The sequence below is a fragment of the Actinomadura meyerae genome (assembly GCF_900188445.1).
In the GTDB taxonomy this organism is placed as follows: domain Bacteria; phylum Actinomycetota; class Actinomycetes; order Streptosporangiales; family Streptosporangiaceae; genus Spirillospora; species Spirillospora meyerae.
The window spans coordinates 62,685-78,955 of record NZ_FZOR01000006.1 but is presented as its reverse complement, the minus strand read 5'-3'; the positions used below and the strand labels follow the sequence as shown (position 1 = coordinate 78,955).

The 16,271-nt window shown below is 71.6% G+C and carries 20 protein-coding genes and 1 pseudogene; 15 read left to right on the top strand and 6 right to left on the bottom strand.

From position 1 onward, the window contains the following. Positions 1-209: 209 nt before the first annotated feature. Both CHF16_RS08760 and CHF16_RS08755 read right to left on the bottom strand, forming a co-directional pair. Positions 210-501 (bottom strand): annotated as a pseudogene (locus tag CHF16_RS08760) (IS481 family transposase); the annotation flags it as partial. Positions 502-679: 178 nt separating this feature from the next. After that, on the bottom strand, positions 680-1,924 hold the full coding sequence (locus CHF16_RS08755; RefSeq protein WP_179271445.1) for an HNH endonuclease signature motif containing protein: 1,245 nt from the start codon (positions 1,922-1,924) through the stop codon (positions 680-682). Between the two features lie 560 nt (positions 1,925-2,484). On the opposite strand from CHF16_RS08755, the gene CHF16_RS08750 reads away from it, so the two are divergent. Both CHF16_RS08750 and CHF16_RS08745 read left to right on the top strand, forming a co-directional pair. After that, the gene (locus CHF16_RS08750) at positions 2,485-3,324 is read left to right on the top strand and encodes a helix-turn-helix domain-containing protein (protein ID WP_143227920.1); all 840 of its coding nucleotides are present in this window, start codon (positions 2,485-2,487) and stop codon (positions 3,322-3,324) included. Beyond that, positions 3,321-3,521 (top strand): DUF397 domain-containing protein, encoded by a 201-nt coding sequence (locus CHF16_RS08745; protein ID WP_089325424.1) that lies wholly within the window; start codon positions 3,321-3,323, stop codon positions 3,519-3,521. The genes CHF16_RS08750 and CHF16_RS08745 overlap by 4 nt, the downstream gene beginning before the upstream one ends. Positions 3,522-3,532: 11 nt before the next feature. Here the strand turns inward: CHF16_RS08745 and CHF16_RS08740 are convergent, their stop codons facing one another. Further along, a complete protein-coding gene (locus CHF16_RS08740) occupies positions 3,533-4,450 on the bottom strand; it encodes a hypothetical protein (RefSeq protein ID WP_245868297.1) in 918 nt (305 codons plus the stop codon). A 44-nt stretch (positions 4,451-4,494) separates the two neighbouring features. Between CHF16_RS08740 and CHF16_RS08735 the strand changes: the two genes are divergently transcribed. Both CHF16_RS08735 and CHF16_RS08730 read left to right on the top strand, forming a co-directional pair. After that, the gene (locus tag CHF16_RS08735) at positions 4,495-5,331 is read left to right on the top strand and encodes a 2,3,4,5-tetrahydropyridine-2,6-dicarboxylate N-succinyltransferase (protein ID WP_089325423.1); all 837 of its coding nucleotides are present in this window, start codon (positions 4,495-4,497) and stop codon (positions 5,329-5,331) included. Between the two features lie 48 nt (positions 5,332-5,379). Further along, positions 5,380-6,351: a hypothetical protein gene (locus CHF16_RS08730; RefSeq protein ID WP_089325422.1), complete on the top strand. Its 972-nt coding sequence runs from the start codon at positions 5,380-5,382 to the stop codon at positions 6,349-6,351. Between the two features lie 3 nt (positions 6,352-6,354). Here CHF16_RS08730 and CHF16_RS08725 read toward each other — a convergent pair whose 3' ends face one another. Further along, positions 6,355-7,029, bottom strand: coding sequence for a 4'-phosphopantetheinyl transferase family protein (locus tag CHF16_RS08725; RefSeq protein ID WP_245868314.1), 675 nt, complete (start codon positions 7,027-7,029; stop codon positions 6,355-6,357). A 29-nt stretch (positions 7,030-7,058) separates the two neighbouring features. On the opposite strand from CHF16_RS08725, the gene dapE reads away from it, so the two are divergent. The 4 genes from dapE to CHF16_RS39345 all read left to right on the top strand — a co-directional run bounded on the left by dapE (position 7,059) and on the right by CHF16_RS39345 (position 9,734). Further along, positions 7,059-8,135: a succinyl-diaminopimelate desuccinylase gene (dapE, locus tag CHF16_RS08720; protein ID WP_089325420.1), complete on the top strand. Its 1,077-nt coding sequence runs from the start codon at positions 7,059-7,061 to the stop codon at positions 8,133-8,135. Beyond that, the gene (locus CHF16_RS08715) at positions 8,132-8,932 is read left to right on the top strand and encodes an LOG family protein (RefSeq protein WP_089325419.1); all 801 of its coding nucleotides are present in this window, start codon (positions 8,132-8,134) and stop codon (positions 8,930-8,932) included. The genes dapE and CHF16_RS08715 overlap by 4 nt, the downstream gene beginning before the upstream one ends. Before the next feature lie 49 nt (positions 8,933-8,981). Next, the gene (locus tag CHF16_RS08710) at positions 8,982-9,422 is read left to right on the top strand and encodes a DUF6098 family protein (protein ID WP_089325418.1); all 441 of its coding nucleotides are present in this window, start codon (positions 8,982-8,984) and stop codon (positions 9,420-9,422) included. Positions 9,423-9,554: 132 nt separating this feature from the next. Further along, positions 9,555-9,734, top strand: a complete 180-nt coding sequence (locus CHF16_RS39345) for a hypothetical protein (protein WP_143227919.1) — start codon at positions 9,555-9,557, stop codon at positions 9,732-9,734. Between the two features lie 94 nt (positions 9,735-9,828). On the opposite strand, the gene CHF16_RS08705 is transcribed toward CHF16_RS39345, so the two are convergent. Together CHF16_RS08705 and CHF16_RS08700 are read right to left on the bottom strand one after the other, a co-directional pair. Next, the gene (locus tag CHF16_RS08705; RefSeq protein ID WP_143227918.1) at positions 9,829-10,557 is read right to left on the bottom strand and encodes a hypothetical protein; all 729 of its coding nucleotides are present in this window, start codon (positions 10,555-10,557) and stop codon (positions 9,829-9,831) included. Positions 10,558-10,663: 106 nt separating this feature from the next. Then, entirely contained in the window at positions 10,664-11,200 is a 537-nt protein-coding gene (locus tag CHF16_RS08700) for a helix-turn-helix domain-containing protein (RefSeq protein WP_143227917.1), read from the bottom strand. Between the two features lie 220 nt (positions 11,201-11,420). Here CHF16_RS08700 and CHF16_RS08695 point away from each other — a divergent pair, with 220 nt between their 5' ends. The 7 genes from CHF16_RS08695 to CHF16_RS08665 all read left to right on the top strand — a co-directional run bounded on the left by CHF16_RS08695 (position 11,421) and on the right by CHF16_RS08665 (position 16,223). Beyond that, a complete protein-coding gene (locus CHF16_RS08695) occupies positions 11,421-11,660 on the top strand; it encodes a helix-turn-helix domain-containing protein (protein WP_179271444.1) in 240 nt (79 codons plus the stop codon). A gap of 112 nt (positions 11,661-11,772) precedes the next feature. After that, complete coding sequence (locus CHF16_RS08690; RefSeq protein ID WP_089325414.1) at positions 11,773-12,591, top strand: hypothetical protein; 819 nt, start codon at positions 11,773-11,775, stop codon at positions 12,589-12,591. Positions 12,592-12,600: 9 nt separating this feature from the next. Continuing rightward, the gene (locus CHF16_RS08685; RefSeq protein WP_143227916.1) at positions 12,601-12,954 is read left to right on the top strand and encodes a hypothetical protein; all 354 of its coding nucleotides are present in this window, start codon (positions 12,601-12,603) and stop codon (positions 12,952-12,954) included. Between the two features lie 259 nt (positions 12,955-13,213). Then, positions 13,214-13,441: a hypothetical protein gene (locus tag CHF16_RS08680; RefSeq protein WP_089325412.1), complete on the top strand. Its 228-nt coding sequence runs from the start codon at positions 13,214-13,216 to the stop codon at positions 13,439-13,441. 35 nt (positions 13,442-13,476) lie between these two features. Continuing rightward, positions 13,477-13,848, top strand: a complete 372-nt coding sequence (locus CHF16_RS08675) for a peptidoglycan-binding domain-containing protein (protein ID WP_179271443.1) — start codon at positions 13,477-13,479, stop codon at positions 13,846-13,848. 55 nt (positions 13,849-13,903) lie between these two features. Continuing rightward, the gene (locus CHF16_RS08670; protein WP_089325410.1) at positions 13,904-15,046 is read left to right on the top strand and encodes an enolase C-terminal domain-like protein; all 1,143 of its coding nucleotides are present in this window, start codon (positions 13,904-13,906) and stop codon (positions 15,044-15,046) included. A 103-nt stretch (positions 15,047-15,149) separates the two neighbouring features. Continuing rightward, a complete protein-coding gene (locus CHF16_RS08665) occupies positions 15,150-16,223 on the top strand; it encodes a S1C family serine protease (RefSeq protein ID WP_245868296.1) in 1,074 nt (357 codons plus the stop codon). Positions 16,224-16,271: the final 48 nt, after the last annotated feature.

Sequence of the window (16,271 nt, the reverse complement as noted above, 5' to 3'; positions counted from 1 at the left end):
GCTGACCTGTCCCTTCGCCGCCGCCGGTCGACGGCGCTCGATATGCGGGACAGATTGCTAGGGGGCGATCACTGCGAGCTACGAAGTGGTGTCAACCGCACATCCACCTCCGGTGGAGCCGCGTAACCGGGTGCAGCCGTCAGCGCGGCGGTTCCCCGAAGGCACCACGATCACAGGCGACCCGGACTACCTGAAGAGGTCGAAGGCGTGCGGACGGCCCGTCCGGCGGCGCCGTCCAGGTGCCCCAGTCGGGGCAGGCCGTAGCGGGTCAGGACGCGGTGGACGGTGGCGGGGTTAAGGCCGAGCAGGTAGGCGATGCGGGCCGGTCCCAGCGGCGCAGCATCCGTACTGTGACGATCCGTATTTTGACGATCCGCTGCTCGGTGCTGGTGGGCGGCGCGGGACGCGGTGCGGGCGCGAGGACCAGTCGGCGGCCCGACGCAGCGGCCAACGGGCCTCCACGACGCAGCGGGCCGGGCACAGCCGTCCGGTCTCGGTCAGCGGGGCGGTCCAGTGAGGCCCGAGGGCCGCCCTCCTTCACCTTCAAGATCATCTGGCCGTGCCGCCGTGTTCAGTACCTCCGATGGTCAGTACATCTAGCGCGGCAGGTCATTGGGTATGGCAGCCAGGCCCGGGCCCGCGCCGCTGTGGCGGGCGGGCTCGGGTGTCGGTCTGTTGTTCATGCGGCTTCGGCCCATGTGGGTGGTGGTCTTCGGTGGTGGAGGGCTCCGGTGTCGGGTGGGTGGAGGCGGTAGGTGTAGCGGCCGTCGGGTGTTTTGGTGATGTGGAGTCGGTTGGGGTGGGTGTGTTTGTAGCGGTTGTGCCAGCCGCAGGTGAGGGTGAGTTGGTCGATGTCGGTGGGGCTGTTGCCGAGGGCCCAGCCGTGGACGTGGTCGACCTCGCACAACGTGCCCGGTACTTCGCACCCCTGTACCGCGCAGGTGTCGTAGAGCGTTTCCAGGACTTGGCGCTGCGGGACGGTGGCGAACCTGACCCGATGGCCCAGGTAGAGCGGCGTGTTGCCGGTGCCGAGTAGGAGGGGCGAGACCCCCGCCGTGAGCGCGATCCTGCGAGCCTGGGCTGCCGGGATCGGGGTGCCGTCGGTCAGTCTGGCCGGGGTGGTGCCGCCGGTGAGGGTGTCCAGGTCGCAGATGACGGTGACTTTGGTGGCCGTGTGCCCACCCGCCAGCACACCGGTGAGCGCGGCCGCCGTCCGCTCCGACAGATCACGGTGGTCGTCGGTTCCGGCGGGCTTGGCCAGCGGTGCCAGGGTGCCGTCCCAGATCGCGGCGTCCTCGGCGTTCAACCAGCCCTTGATGTACCGCCCGCCGTCCAGGGAGCGGGTGGAGTCGATCCAGGACCGCTCATATCCGCGTGCCACGTCCTGGGGGGCTTGTTCGCGTCCGTCGCGTTCGGCGATGACGTCGCGGATCCGCTTACCGAAGCTGGCGACCTTCCCGGCCGAGAAGCCCTGGTCGACCATGCCGAGCAAGGTGGTCTCGGCAGCGGCACAGTCATCCTCGTCCAGACGGGCGGTTGCCTCGGCGATCGTCGCGGCGTACCCGGCCGACAGTTCACCGGTGGTCCACCGCTCGGTGACCTCCGTCAGGCGGTGCCGCTGCCGCGCCAGCGTGAGGCGTTCCTTGGCGCGGGATTCGCGCATGCCCATGCGGGACCGCAGCCAGGAGCGGGTGGAGGGGAAACCCCACCGCTGCACCTCACGGGCCCCGTCCACCACGCCGACGAGTCCGGCCAGAGCGGCCTCCTGCAGATCGATGGCGGCGGCGAGCGCCTCGGCCAACTCCAGGCAGGCGGCGGGCGAGTCGGGGGCGGTACAGGAGGTGAGTTCAGCAGCGATCGCCGACACCGCGTTCACCAATTCCATGGTGCACCCGGCGTCAAGATCGCCCGTATTCGAACTCATGCATCCATGATATCCGCCAGGACGCCACATCGCTCCCTAGAATCGAAAAGCGATCATGATTCATTCGAACTCTCATGATCGTCGTCGGTCGGTTTTTGCATATATCGCATTTCGGGCATCCTGCTTTTGCTAAGGTGATTTCATCCTCATCTGTCCTGGTAGTCGAGAGTACGGATCGCTTTGTGGTGTAGCTCTGGCGAGGCCCGGATGAGATCGCCGCGCGGATCGATGGAACTGCATGCTCAGGTTATGGCGGCGATGCTTGCCCGAGAAGTAAAAACGATCACCTGCGCTCGACAGCCGGGGCCTCGACCTACCCGGAGCTCTTTCGAGTACCCGCGCGCCGCGCGGCCCGCGATCAGCCTGTGTCGGTGCGCTGGTGCGGGGCCTCCTCGGATCGATGATGCCGCCGGCTCCGTCCGGGCAGGTCAGTTCGAGGAAGCAGCCGCTGTGCGATTATCGAGACAGAGTGTGGTTGGTTGATTACTATCGGCTATGAAGTGCTCTCAACCGGACGTCCCCCTGACGCCCCCATCATCCGAGTGCCGGAGGCCCCCGCCATGGCCAGTGACCAGCACGACCTCGATGCCCTGCGCATACACTTCGGCGAAGAGCTGCGCCGGATGCGCCAGCGCGCGAAGCTGTCCCAGAACCAGCTCGCAGCCGCGCTCGGCTGCACGCCGCAGTGGATCTGCCAACTGGAGAAGGCTGACAAGACCGTCTCCGAGCAGACGGCCCTCGACCTGGACACCCACTTCAAGACGGACGGCTGGGACCAGAACGACGGCCACTTCCTGCGCCTGTACAAGACCATCCGCCGCGCAGGCCGCCACCGCGTCCTACGCCCGGGCTTCGAGGCGTACCTTCAGTTCGAGCCGAAGGCCATCGGCATCCGGTGCTTTGCAGCTCAAATCCTGCCGGGCTTGCTCCAGATAGAGGATTACGCTCGGGCGATCATGGACCCAAGTGAGCCAGCGGGGACTTTGGACAAGCGTGTAACGAGCCGTATGGAGAGGCAAGGGCTGCTCTTTCGTGAGAAGCCCGCGATGGCGACCTTCATACTGGACGAGTCAGTCCTTCGGCGGCCGGTGGGCGGGCCGGAGGTGATGGGAAAGCAGATCGATCATCTCATCTCCATGGCGCGATTGCCCCACGTGCAGCTGTTGATCATGCCGTTCGAGCGGATCACGCCAGAGGCGCTGTCGGGCGGATTGATTCTGCTGAGCTTCGTGAAGGACCCGGACCTCGTCTACATCGAGTCGGGAGCCATCGGCCAACTGCTCGACGACAAGGACGAGGTCTTCATGACCAGCGTATATTTCAACAGGATGATGGGCGACGCCCTGAGTCGGCTTGAAACCATCGAGTTCATGCGCCAGGCCAAGGAGGCTTACCTATGACCCAGACGAACCAGGTGGCTGTGCGATGGCGCAAGAGCACCCATAGCAATGGTGTGGGTGGTGAGTGCGTCGAGGTCGCCACGGTGTCGGGGCATGTCCTCATCCGTGACTCCAAGGACCCGGAGGGGCCGGTTCTCAGCCTTGACCTTGCGGCGGCGCGTGGCCTCATGAGCCGTCTGCGCGGGGTGCGGAGCTAGCCACCGCGTGGTCACTGGACGATGACGGCGTCCTTCGGGGCGTCCTCGTCTTCCGTCCAGCCGTCGTGGCCGGCGTCGGACTTCCAGTGCTTGCCCGCGTAGCGGACCTCGGTGAGGCCGTACGCCTGCGCGTGGGCGACGGCCCAGCTCGCGACGGCCCAGCCCTCCCGCGGGGTCGATGCCTTCACCGAGTTCCACTTGGCCGGGTCGGACGGCGCGCCCTGCGTCAGCGGGCTCGGGCCGGCGACCTTGAGGCGGCTGCCGAAGGCGCGGCGCATCTCCCGGATCGCCGCCGGGCGCCGGGACTCGGTCTTCTTGTCGGGCGGGAACCAGCAGCGCGCCGTGGCGGGCTCGCGGCCGGTGAACGCCGCCGCGAGCAGCTTGCCGTCCGGCTCGTGCTGGGCGTAGGCGGTGCCGTCCGCGCTGCGCTGCACCCGCTGGGCGGCGTCGTGCAGGTCGCGGTCGAGGTAGTCCTTCACCTTCACCAGCGCGTCGAAGAACTTGCTCGTGGACTGGACGGGGTCGCGGAGCTTGTCCGGGGTGCCCCAGCCCTGCGACGGGCGCTGCTGGAACATGCCCACCGAGTCGCGGTCGCCGCCCGGCAGGTTCCGGATGTGCGACTCCTGGATCGCCGTCGCGTACGCGATCACCACGGCGCGTTCGGGCAGCCGCTTGCGGAACGCCACCGCCGAGATCGTCGCGGCGTTGGCGGCCTGCTCCAGGTCGAGCGGCATCGTGCCCTGGGTCGTCCGCACCTCGCAGCCCGTCCCGTGCAGGTACGGGCGGGCGCGGTCGAACAGCACGAACCCGCCGACGGCCAGCACCATGACGGCGACGGCCAGACCGACGGCCCAGCGCAGGCCGCGGCGGCCCCCGCCACCGTCCGCGCCCTCCTCGGGACGCTCCTTCAACCTCGCCCAAACAGCCACGCGAAGAAGGTACCGGGAGTCGGGTCCCAGTAAGCTCATGAGGCATGACCGAAACGTTCACCAGCCCGATCTCCGGCGGCATCGACGAGCTGTGGGAGCGGCGCGCCGAGCTCACCCCGGACGACGCCGACGCGCGCGCCGCCATCGTGGCCGCCGTCGACCAGATCGACACGGGCGAGGCCCGCGTCGCCCGCATCGACCCCGCGACCGACGAGGTGGTCGTCGACGAGCGGGCCAAGCGGGCGATCCTGCTGAGCTTCAAGGTGCTCGGCATGGCGCGGGCCCAGGTGGGCGACTTCCGCTACCACGACCGCATCCCGCTGAAGAGCCGCCTGGACGGCGTCCGCGTCGTCCCCGGCGCCATCGCCCGCTGGGGCGCCCACCTCGCGCCCGGCGTCGTGCTGATGCCGTCGTTCACCAACATCGGCGCCTACGTCGACTCCGGCACCATGGTCGACACCTGGGCCACCGTGGGGTCCTGCGCGCAGATCGGGAAGAACGTCCACCTGTCCGGCGGTGTCGGTATCGGCGGTGTGCTGGAGCCCCCGAACGCCAAGCCCGTGATCATCGAGGACGAGGCGATGATCGGCAGCCGTTCGATGATCGTCGAGGGCGCGCGGGTCGGGAAGGGCGCCGTGGTCGGCTCCGGCACGAACCTGTCGGCGTCCATGCCGGTGATCGACGTCGAGACCGGCGAGGAGATCAGCCGCGGCCGCATCCCGGACTGGTGCGTCGCCGTGGGCGGCACCCGCTACAAGGAGTTCAAGGGCGGCACCTTCGGCCTCCCCGCCGTGCTGATCCTCAAGCGGCTGGAGGAGGGGCAGCGCCACGACAAGGCGTCCCTCAACGACATCCTCCGCGACCACGGCATCAACACCTGAGCCGAGGGCGCGCCCCGCTGTCGGTGGGGCGCGCTACGTTCGCGCGCCATGACACGCACCACGCCGCCGCGCCCCGTGGACATCGCGGCCGTGTTCCCCGAGCTCGCGCCGCTCGCCCGCACCGCCACCCGGCTGCACCCCCGCCCCGGCTCACCCGGCGTCCGCGACAGTTCGGTGGGCGGGCCGCTGCTGTGGCCGGCGGACGAGCCGTGGCCCGTCTGCGAGGAGGAGCACGACCCGGTCGAACCCATGCTCGTGGACGGCGAGCGGCGGCGCAGGCGCGTTCTTGCGGCGCTGTGGGGCCGGACGCCGGCGGGCAGGGGGTTCACGGACGAGGAGCAGGCCGAACTCGACCGCCTCGAACGGCTGGACGAGAAGGCCGATCCGGACACGCCGGCGACGATGCTCGCCGTGGCCCAGCTCTACGCGAAGGACGTCCCCGACCTGGCGGCGCCCGATCAGGCCGACGTCCTGCAGGTCCTGTGGTGCCCGCGCGACCACGACTCCCTGGACGCGCCTCAGCCCGTGCTGCGCTGGCGCCGGGCGTCCGACGTCGCCGACGTCCTCGCCGAGCGGCCCGAGCCCGAGATCATGGAGTACGGGTACCTGCCCGAACCGTGCGTTCTGCATCCGGAAAGGGTCGTCGAGTATCCCGACGCCCGGACCCTGCCCGCCGGGCTGCGGGAGGGGATCAGGGAGTGGGAGGAAGCGAGCGGCCACCGGTACTCGGCTCTGGCGGTCGCCGCCGGCTGGAAGGCGGGCGGGCACGCCTCGCGGGGGGACTCGAGCCCCGAGCCGACGGCCTGCGACTGCGGCGCCGACCTGGAACCGCTGCTGACGGCCGCGTCCGCCGAGTGGGACGAGACCGGGTACTGGCGCCCCGCCGAGGACGCCGATACCGGCGGCGGGTTCCCGCCCCGCGCCGACCCGACCCGCGTATCGATCGGCGGCGGCGGCGCGTTGCAGATCCTCCGGTGCCCGGTGGCGCCCGACCACGGGTTCGGGGTGTCCGTGCGGTAGGCGTCAGCCGGGCGGGGTCTCGATGATCTTGAGGGGGCGGTCGGTGAGGACGGCGGCGGAGGCGGCGTAGCCGGGGCCCGGGTCCAGGTCGGCGAGGCGGACGGGGGAGACCGCCGCGTCGCCCTCCCAGGCCAGCACCTCCGGCGGGTCGTCGGGGCCGGAGACGTGGATGTCGGTCATGGGGGCGGCGAGGCCGTGGCCCGTCGCCTTCAGCAGGGCCTCCTTGCGGCTCCAGTAGGCGTGGAAGCCGCGCCTGCGGTCGGCCATCGCCGCCAGCACCGCGCGCTCGGGGGCGGCGAGGACCATCTCGGCGAGGCGGTCGATGTCGCGGTCGCTCTCCCGTTCGACATCCACGCCCACCTCGGCGCCTTCGGTGAGGACGAGCACGACGCGGTCACCGGAATGGGACAGGGAGAAGTCGAGGTCGCTGCCGGGCAGGCGGGGCTTGCCGTGCGTGCCGCCGCAGTGCGGGCAGTCGGTGGTGAAGCGGATGGTCTCGGGGGCCAGACCGGTCGCCTCGGCGAGGGCCGTGCGGGCGAGGAAGCGGCCGGTGACGAAACGGGCCTTGTCCTCGGCGCGCAGGAAGCGGTCGTAGCGGTCGCGTTCGCGGTCGTCGAGCAGGGCGCGCATGGGGGGCTCGTCGACCGGGGCCGCCCAGCGGACGGCGCACTCCAGCATCTCCACGAACGTGATGATAGGACTTGGGCATGGGGCTGGATCTCTTCTCGGACGTGGCGGAACTGACGGCGGCGCTCGTCGACATCGAATCGGTGAGCGGTGGTGAGGGGCCGCTCGCCGACGCCGTCGAGGAGGCGCTGCGGGCGCTCCCGCACCTGGCGGTGGAGCGGTCGGGGAACAACGTCGTCGCACGTACCGAGCTGGGACGCGGCGAGCGGGTCGTGCTGGCCGGGCACCTCGACACCGTCCCGCTGAACGGCAACCTCCCGTCGCGGGTGGACGGCGACCGGCTCTACGGGTGCGGCACCACGGACATGAAGAGCGGCGTCGCGGTCGCGCTGCGGCTCGCCGCGACCGTCCCCGAGCCGAACCGCGACGTCAGCTACGTCTTCTACGAGTGCGAGGAGATCGAGGCCGAGCGCAACGGGCTGCGCAAGCTGGCGGCGGAGCGTCCCGAACTGCTCGCGGGCGACTTCGCGGTGCTGATGGAGCCGACGGGCGGCCAGATCGAGGGCGGCTGCCAGGGGACCATGCGGGTCGAGGTCACGGCGCGGGGGGAGCGGGCGCACAGCGCGCGCGCCTGGATGGGGTCGAACGCCATCCACTCGGCCGGGCGGATCCTCGACGTGCTGCGCGCCTACGAACCGCCGCGTCCGGTTGTGGACGGCCTCGAATACCGCGAGGGCCTGAACGCCGTGTTCATCTCCGGCGGCGTCGCCGGCAACGTCATCCCGGACGAGTGCGTCGTCACGGTGAACTACCGGTTCGCCCCCGACAAGTCGGTGGCCGAGGCGGAGGCGTACCTGCGGGAGCTCTTCGCGGGCTTCGAGGTGACGGTCACCGACGCCGCGTCCGCCGCCCGCCCCGGGCTGACGCACCCGGCCGCCGCCGCGTTCGTCGAGGCCAGCGGCGCCGAGGTCCGCGCGAAGCTCGGCTGGACGGACGTCGCCCGGTTCGCCGAGCTCGGCGTCCCGGCCGTCAACTACGGGCCCGGCGAACCCACCCTCGCCCACACCAGGGACGAGTACGTCGAGTTGCCTCTCATCGCCGAGTGTGAGCAACGTATGCGCACGTGGCTGGCCGGTCGCACTAACGTGGCTCCATGACTCTCAATGCGAATTCCCCCTCGCGACGCCAGGGGCCGGCCATGCTGCGCGGGCGGGCGGTCCCGAAGACGACCACCGACCAGCGGCTGCTCGACAGCCGCGGCCCCGCCGACTGGGTGCACGCCGACCCGTGGCGCGTGCTGCGCATCCAGGCGGAGTTCGTCGAGGGCTTCGGGCTGCTCGCCGAGCTGCCGAAGGCGGTCAGCGTGTTCGGCAGCGCCCGCACCAAGCCGGACTCGCCGGAGTACGAGCTCGCCGCCGACATCGGCGGCCGGCTGCACGAGGCGGGCTACGCCGTCATCACCGGCGGCGGCCCCGGGATCATGGAGGCCGCGAACAAGGGCTGCGACGAGCGCGGCGGCCTGTCCGTCGGGCTCGGCATCGAGCTGCCGTTCGAGCAGCGGCTCAACGACCACCTCGACATCGGCCTGGAGTTCCGCTACTTCTTCGTCCGCAAGACGATGTTCGTGAAGTACTCGCAGGCGTTCGTGGTGCTGCCGGGCGGCTTCGGCACCCTGGACGAGCTGTTCGAGGCGATCACCCTCGTCCAGACCAAGAAGATCACCCGCTTCCCGATCGTGCTGGTCGGGACCCAGTTCTGGGGCGGCCTCCTCGACTGGGTGAAGCAGGCGATGCTGCCCAGCGGCAAGATCTCCCCGCAGGACATCGACCTGATCCACCTCACCGACGACCCGGAGGAGGTCGTCCAGATCATCGTCGAGGGCCACACCCGCGCCGAGCAGGAGCTCATCGAGGCCCGTGCGCAGGCCGAGGCGGGGCCGACCGCCGCCGAGTGACCCCGGCGAAAGGGAGAGTCGAGCCGCGCGTACGGGGAAGGGCGCCCTCATGGCGCTGGACGTGATCACGACGCTGGAGCAGCTCGCGGCGCTGCTGGAGGACCGTCCGTCCCTGTACGTGCGCTGGTCGGCGGACCCGGAGGCCGACGAGTCCCGCCCGCACAGCGCGGACGGCCTGACCGGCGCGGAGCTGCCGGGCCTGTCCGCCAACCCGCTCGCCGTCGAGGAGTGGTGGGGCGACCGGTCCACGATCCTGTGGGTCGCGCGGCGGCTGCACGACTACTCCCACCTGGAGCGCGCCCGCGCCCGCGGCGCGCGGCCGTGGGTGCTGGAGGGCGAGGAGGCGGGCCGCGGCCCCGACAACGAGCCGGTCGTGGCCCGTCCCGCCGCCGTCGCGCTGATCGACCGGCGCGTCCTCGACGAGGCCGAGCGCCTCCTGAAACGCGACGCGAACACCGACTGGGGCCCCCTGGAGCGCGAAGGCGGCTGACCGACCGGGCCAGGTCCGCCACCAGGGTGCGCGGGGCTGAGGTGGTGCGGGCGGTGTGAGGGGGCCCGGGGCGGGTAGGGCGGCGCCTGGACATCGCGAAAGGCCTGGACATCGCGAAAGGGGGGAGCGGTCATGAGCGAGCGGGCGCCGGAGGGAAGGGCCGGTGACGCGGGACGTCCTCAGGAACCGCAGGCGGGCGGTTTCCGGGAGGTGTCGGAGGCCGAAGAGGTGCATCCGGAGCCGTTCAGGCCCGACTCCACCGAAGGGCGCGGCGGGCGGCCCGAGGATCTCAATCCGGACGACTTCGAATGAGCACGTGCCGGACGGCGAGGGTGCCCGCCTCGCGCGGAAACGCGCGGAGTGGAAGAAGCGAACACCCTCGAACGCACTTTCGTCAGTACGTCGATCAGTACGTCGAATCCAGGTCGTGCGAGGGGAGCGGCACGCCCGGCCATGGAGGGTGGCGGTCGAGCGGCCCGCTGTTCGCGGGCGACTCGTCACGTCGCGTTAACGGGAGCAGTTCGAAGTTCGGGGACATCGCGTACGCGCTCTCCGCCCGCACCTCCACGGCGCTGGGCGGCACCGCGCCGGAGAATCCGGCGGCGGCGGCGGTCGCGGCCGTATGGCCGTAGAGCAGCGTGCAGATGCTCAGCAGCGGAATGGCGGACAGTTCCATGAGCCGGGTCGCCGGGCGGCGTCTTTTGGCGCCCTCCCGGAGCATTCGGGCGGCGCGCGAGACCTGCCCGCGGCGCAGGTCGCGGTTGATGACGATGATGGTCCGGCCGCTCTGCTCGCGCAGGTACCCCAGCAGCCGGCTCGGCATCCGGGCCCGCGCGAACGGCCCGATCCGGCCACGCGGCAGGACGGCGGTCTGCAGGTGCCGCCACACTTCGCCGGCGGCGTCGGGCTCCTCCTCCTTTCCGGCTTTGCCGCCGCTGATCAGAATGAGCGTCGGTTTTTCCGGCATCAGCGATACCGTGAGGCACTGCCACCCCCGGGCCGAACGGAACGCCCGTTCGAGATCGAGCGGCGGGTACCACTGCTGCGCCACGGCAAGCTGAGTGCGCAGTTTCTCATTCTCGCGGGTCAGACGTTCGATGGTCTCTTTGAGGCGATGTTCATCAGGAAAATCCATGACGTCTCCCGATCGCGTCATCCGCGTCGTTCCGCACCCCCGCACAGCACGATCGCGCAGACAGAAAAACTGGGTAGCAGATGCGCCTGCTACCCAGTTACCGACACTATATGTTGTCGGCTTTCCGCTGACGACCCTGTTGTTCGTCGAGAGGTCGGGGAACCGGTCGTCGCCGCTTCAGCAGGACGCCCGTCACTGCCGCCCATTTGTCCTCGTCGTCGGCGAGTGATTCGGGGGCGTCCCAGATGAACCGCAGGAAGGGGTCGCCGACCACTTCCTCGGGATAGTTCCCGTCGTGGGAATGCTCGGCGGCCGGCGCGGGCGCCGGAGCCGCGGGGGCAGGAGAGGGGGCGGCGGCGTCCACGAGCACGGGCTCGCCGCCGTCGAGGATCGAGCGGAAGCTGCCGCGCCGCCAGCCGAGCCGGTCCTCCAGAGGGATGATGACGCGGTCGGTGTAGTCCCGGCCGCGGCCGGTCTCGATCTTGTTGACCACGGAGAGCGACGGGCCGCCCTCGGCGGCGAGGCTCGCCTGGGAGCCGAAGCCGAGTTCGATCCGCCGCTGCCGGACCATCTGCCCCAGCCGCCGCCAGGCCGCCGGCGGGTGGCCGGGCATGTCCTCGTCGAGTCCGTCCAACTCGTTCAAGGTGATCAGGCTCCTTCTCGTGTCGCGGGGTGACGGCCTGACACGGTGCGTAAGTGTAGCGGAGCAAAACGGACTTTGACGAGTCGTAACGCGTTTTGGCCGGTCGGCATCGGATGCATGCACAACTGCATGCACAACGCAGTGCATCGAGCACCACATGAGATGGTTAAAACGCGTCTTGATGCTGCACGACGCACTGAGATGCGTTACGCTTCCGGGCATGTCAAGATCTCCAGGCAGCGAGATTCCCGTGGAGCGCCTCCTGTACACGCCGCAGGAGGCCGCAGAGATCACGTCGTTCACCCGTGACTGGCTCGTCCGGGCGGCGAGCCGGGGTGAGATTCCGCACCGCCGCTACGGCAAGCGCCTGTTCCGGTTCGCGCACGAGGACCTCGAAGCGATCAAGGACATGGGCGCCTGCCCCGTCGAGCCCGCCGAGCAGTGGGACCGGGCGAACTGAGCCCCACGGGTGCCGCGAGCCCCGAAGACAGCCCCGCACGAAGGAACGTCACCATGAGCACCGCACCACCGCCCTCTCCTCCCGCCGGCGCCGATCCGGCCGGAGGTGACCGATGAACTGGCTCAGCCAGGGCACCATCGACGAGCTGGCCTCGTTCGTCGCCGAGCACGAGGTCGCCATCGAACGGGCCCACGAGCAGCTCGAGAACCACCGCAAGGCGGCCTACCAGGTCATGGAGGTCCTGCACCGGCACCAGGGGCTGGCCGCCGAGGCGAAGTTCCTCCTGACGATCGCGCACGGCGCCGCGCCCATCCCGTCCCCCGGTGAGATCCGCGAGGTCGCCGGGGAGGACGAGGGGCTCGGCCTCGCGATCGGCAGCATCCGCATGGCGCTGCCGCCGGACGCGTCCACCGCGCAGTACGGCCAGCTGGCCGAGTCCATGCGCGCCCTCTACGCCGCCGCGCACGTCGTCGCACTGCACGCCGACGAGCGCGCGCGCACCTCCGCGCCTCCGCAGCCCCGCCTCGCGCCGGAAACGGAGGCTCCGGCCGCCGTCCCCCGCGCGCTGGCGTCCCTGATGGGCTGCCAGGTCCGCGTCGACAACGCCGACGGCACCCACGACGTCGGCCTGCTCAGCTCCGTCGAAGGGGGGCAGCTCACCCTCCTCGACGAGGACGGCGTCCCCGTCGCGTGGCCGCTGCTGGACGAGGTCCTCGCCGTCCGGGCCTGGCCGCCCCCCGACGGGGCCGACGAGCGCGAGCCCGACGAGCGGGAGCACGGCGCGCCGGAGCGCGACCCGGACGACGAGCCCGCCGACGCCCTCGGCGGGTCCGGCCGGGAGGCCGGCGACCAGGCCGAGCGGCCGCGCACCGGCGGTGTGGTGTCGCTCGTGCGGCGCGGCGGACGAGCGAGAAGCGCCGCGGGAATGTGAGGTGACGGGGTGAGTGGAGAACACGCCTTGACCGCCGTCCTGGTCGCGGCGCTGCTGCTGGGCGCGCTGGCCCTCGCCGTCCGGCGCCGCCGCCGGCTGTACTGGCGGGCGTCCGAGACGCTGGCGCAGCTCCGCAGGGCGGAGAAGGCCGTCCGCCTCATCGCGGCGCAGCGCGACGAGGCGGTGGCGGCGCAGAACCGCGCCGAAGCGCTGGGGAAGACCGCTCTCTCCGAACACCGCTCGCTGACCGAAGCCTGCTACGACCTGGCCAAGCGCTGGGACGCGCTGCCGCGCGAGCACTCCGGCGCGCACGCCGAGCAGCTCCGCCGCGTCGTCCGGCTGCACAGCTGGGACCTGCGCTGAGGCGCCACCGACCACGTCGTCCCCTGGCTGGGGGGTAGGGGGACGACCTCCGGGGGCGGGTCTCGAATGGGGGAGGAGATCCGCCGTCGCCGGCGGCCACGCCCATCGCCCAGGCGTGGCCGCCGGCCTTTCCAGGGCCCGCCGCCGCGGCCCGTCCCTCCCGCGGCCGTCCAGCGGCGAGCCGCTCTCCGACCGGGCGCGACCCTCTGACCGCGCCGCTCCCTCCGGCGCGGCCGAACCGACCTCCATGGAGTGAGCCATGACCGTGCACGAACCCGAGATCGCCTCCCCGCTCCGGCTGGAGCCGCCCGACGCCTCCCTCGGGGCGGACGCCGCGCTGCCGCCCTTCCCCGGCCGCCCGCGGGTCTGGACGGACCTCGCCCTGATCGTGTGCGTCGTCGCGCTGGCGCTGCTCGGCGCGATCGTGATCGGCGTCGAGATGTCCCGGCTGGCCGCGGCGCCGGCGCCCTGCCTCGCGCCGCGCTGATGTCCGCAGTGAGAACGATGAACGGTGGGTTTCCGATGAATCAGGACGTGATGGGGACGGCCGGCGCGGCGTCGGAGTACGCCGCGCCGGCCCAGTGGGCGCCGTGGTCGCAGCGCGGGTTCGGCGGCAAGCACCGCAGGCCGCGGCGCAGCATCGCCCAGCTGGTCAAGGGCATGCCGCCGTTCCCGCGCCGGACGCTGAAGTACGCCGGCCCGGGGACGCCGATCATGCACGGCATGGACGTCGAGCAGTGGCAGCGGCAGGCGTGCAAGAAGGGCTACACGCTGCGCGTCGACGGCTGGTACGGGCCGCGGTCGAGCAAGGTCGCCAAGTCGCTGCAGCGCCGCGCCGGGCTGGTCGACGACGGGGAGATCGACGCGATGACCTGGGCGGCCACCTGGGACTGACCCGCCCGCGCCCGCGCGCCCGTTTCGGCCCCGCCTTCAGCGGTAGGGGACGCGCGTGGGCAGCCAGAGGCGCGCGGTCGTGGAGGACGTCGCCGTCCACGCGTTCGAGGTGCCGGTGGACGGCCCGGACGGCCTGGAGGAGGACGGCACCCTCCGCTGGGACTCGACGACCCTCGTCCTCGTCGAGGCGCGGGCCGGCGGGTGCGCCGGGATCGGCTACACCTACGGGGACGTCTCGGTCGCCGAGTTCGTCCGGTCGAAGCTGGCGCCCGCCGCCCGGGGCGCCGGCGCGCTCGATCCGCCCGCGGCCTGGGCCCGGATGTCCGCCGCGATCCGCAACGCGGGACGCCCCGGCGCCGGCGCGATGGCGGTGTCCGCCGTCGACATCGCGCTGTGGGACCTGAAGGCGCGGCTGCTCGGCGTTCCGCTGGTCACGGCGCTGCCCGCGTTCCACGACCGGGTGCCCGTCTACGGCAGCGGGGGGTTCACGAACTACTCCCTGGACCGGCTCACCACCCAACTCGGGGGCTGGGTGGAGCAGGGCATCCCCAGGGTGAAGCTGAAGACGTCCCGGCGTCCGGAGGACGATCCGCGGCGGCTCACCGCGGTCCGCGAGGCGATCGGCGCGGGCCCGGAGCTGTTCGCGGACGCCAACGGGGCGCTGACCCGCAAGGAGGCGCTGTACTGGGCGCACCGGCTCGCCGCGGAGTGGGACGTCCGGTGGTTCGAGGAGCCGGTGCCCTCCGACGACACCGCCGGGCTGCGGCTGGTGCGCGAGCGGGGGCCGGGCCGGACCGAGATCGCCGCGGGCGAGTACGGGTTCGTGCTGAAGGACTTCGCGGACCTGCTCGCGGGCCCGGCGGTGGACTGCCTGCAAGCCGATGTCACCCGCTGCGGCGGCGTCACCGGCGTCCTCCAGGTCGCCGGGCTGGCGGCGGCGCACCAGATCGACCTGTCCGCGCACTGCGCGCCCGCCGTGTCCGCGCACGCCTTCTGCGCGGTGCGGCGGCTCCGCCACCTGGAGTACTTCCACGACCACGTCCGGGTGGAGCACCTGCTCTTCGACGGGAACCTCACCCCCGTGGACGGCGCGCTCCGCCCGGACACCGGCCGTCCCGGGCTGGGCTTGAGCGTCAGGTGGGACGACGCGGAACCGTACCGGGTGTACGGCTCCCGCCCGGCCCGGGGCGGGCACTGAACGCCAAGAACTGAGCGCCCGGCTGTGAACGCCGGGGCAAAACGTGACCTTGCTCTGCGGCTGATTCGCGCAGCGCGGGAAGTGTCCTCTCCGGAGGTGGAGCGTGGACAGGAACGTGAAGACCGGTGCCTGCGCGCTGGCCGTGGCGGGGATGCTGGCGCTCGGCGCGTGCAGCGGAGGGGACGACGACGCCGGGAACGCCGCGGCACCGGCGGCGCGGACGTCGGCGCCCGTCGGCGACTCGGCGGCGGGGCTGGAGCAGCAGTACGAGAAGGTCGTCACGGCGGTGCTGCCGTCCGTGGTGAAGATCCAGACCGACCAGGCGGAGGGTTCCGGCGTCGTCTACGACGCGCAGGGGCACATCGTCACCAACGCGCACGTGGTCGCCGGGGCGAAGAAGATCCAGGTGACGTCGTCCAGCGGCGGCGCGACGCTGGACGCCGACCTGGTCGGCGCGTTCGCGGCCGACGACCTGGCCGTCATCAAGACGGACGGCGGGAACCTCAAGCCGGCGTCGTGGGGCGAGTCCGGCAAGGCGCGGGTGGGGCAGATCGTCCTCGCGATGGGGAACCCGCTGGGCCTCGCCGGGAGCGTGACGAACGGGATCGTGTCCGCGCTCCACCGGACGGTGTCCACGCGGGGCGAGGGCGCCTTCCAGGGGTCGACGATCGCCGACGCGATCCAGACCAGCGCGGCGATCAACCCGGGCAACAGCGGCGGCGCGCTCGTCACGCTGAGCGGGCAGGTCATCGGCATCCCGACGGCCGCCGCGTCGGACCCGTCGGCGGGCGCGGCGGCGGCCGGGATCGGGTTCGCGACGCCGAGCGACACCGTGAAGCGGATCGTCCCGCAGCTGATCCAGAGCGGGAAGGTGTCGAACTCGGGGCGGGCGGCGCTCGGGGTGACCGTCCGCACGATCGTCGACCCGCAGAGCGGCCGGGGCTCGGCGGTCGCGGTGGTGAACGTGGAGCGCGGCGGCGGCGCCGCCAAGGCGGGCATCGTGCCCGGCGATCTGATCATGTCGGTGAACGGCACCGCGACGCCGGACCAGACGGCGCTGTCCTCGGTGCTCGCGAACCTGAAGCCGGGCGACACGGTCAAGGTCGAGATCCAGCGCGCGGACGGGTCCAAGAAGACCGTCCAGGTGACGCTCGGGCAGCTGCCCGGAGGCGGGTGATCCCGGGCCGGCGGCGCGGGCGGCCATCCCCTTGACGGTGGCCTGTAC

Bases quoted from the DNA above. Each gene is read 5' to 3' on its own strand.
- CHF16_RS08755 (WP_179271445.1), bottom strand. From the start codon at position 1,924: ATGAGTTCGAATACGGGCGATCTTGACGCCGGGTGCACCATGGAATTG.
- CHF16_RS08750 (WP_143227920.1), top strand. From the start codon at position 2,485: ATGGCCAGTGACCAGCACGACCTCGATGCCCTGCGCATACACTTCGGC.
- CHF16_RS08745 (WP_089325424.1), top strand. From the start codon at position 3,321: ATGACCCAGACGAACCAGGTGGCTGTGCGATGGCGCAAGAGCACCCAT.
- CHF16_RS08735 (WP_089325423.1), top strand. From the start codon at position 4,495: ATGACCGAAACGTTCACCAGCCCGATCTCCGGCGGCATCGACGAGCTG.
- CHF16_RS08730 (WP_089325422.1), top strand. From the start codon at position 5,380: ATGACACGCACCACGCCGCCGCGCCCCGTGGACATCGCGGCCGTGTTC.
- CHF16_RS08725 (WP_245868314.1), bottom strand. From the start codon at position 7,029: ATGCTGGAGTGCGCCGTCCGCTGGGCGGCCCCGGTCGACGAGCCCCCC.
- dapE (WP_089325420.1), top strand. From the start codon at position 7,059: ATGGGGCTGGATCTCTTCTCGGACGTGGCGGAACTGACGGCGGCGCTC.
- CHF16_RS08715 (WP_089325419.1), top strand. From the start codon at position 8,132: ATGACTCTCAATGCGAATTCCCCCTCGCGACGCCAGGGGCCGGCCATG.
- CHF16_RS08710 (WP_089325418.1), top strand. From the start codon at position 8,982: ATGGCGCTGGACGTGATCACGACGCTGGAGCAGCTCGCGGCGCTGCTG.
- CHF16_RS39345 (WP_143227919.1), top strand. From the start codon at position 9,555: ATGAGCGAGCGGGCGCCGGAGGGAAGGGCCGGTGACGCGGGACGTCCT.
- CHF16_RS08705 (WP_143227918.1), bottom strand. From the start codon at position 10,557: ATGGATTTTCCTGATGAACATCGCCTCAAAGAGACCATCGAACGTCTG.
- CHF16_RS08695 (WP_179271444.1), top strand. From the start codon at position 11,421: ATGTCAAGATCTCCAGGCAGCGAGATTCCCGTGGAGCGCCTCCTGTAC.
- CHF16_RS08690 (WP_089325414.1), top strand. From the start codon at position 11,773: ATGAACTGGCTCAGCCAGGGCACCATCGACGAGCTGGCCTCGTTCGTC.
- CHF16_RS08680 (WP_089325412.1), top strand. From the start codon at position 13,214: ATGACCGTGCACGAACCCGAGATCGCCTCCCCGCTCCGGCTGGAGCCG.
- CHF16_RS08675 (WP_179271443.1), top strand. From the start codon at position 13,477: ATGAATCAGGACGTGATGGGGACGGCCGGCGCGGCGTCGGAGTACGCC.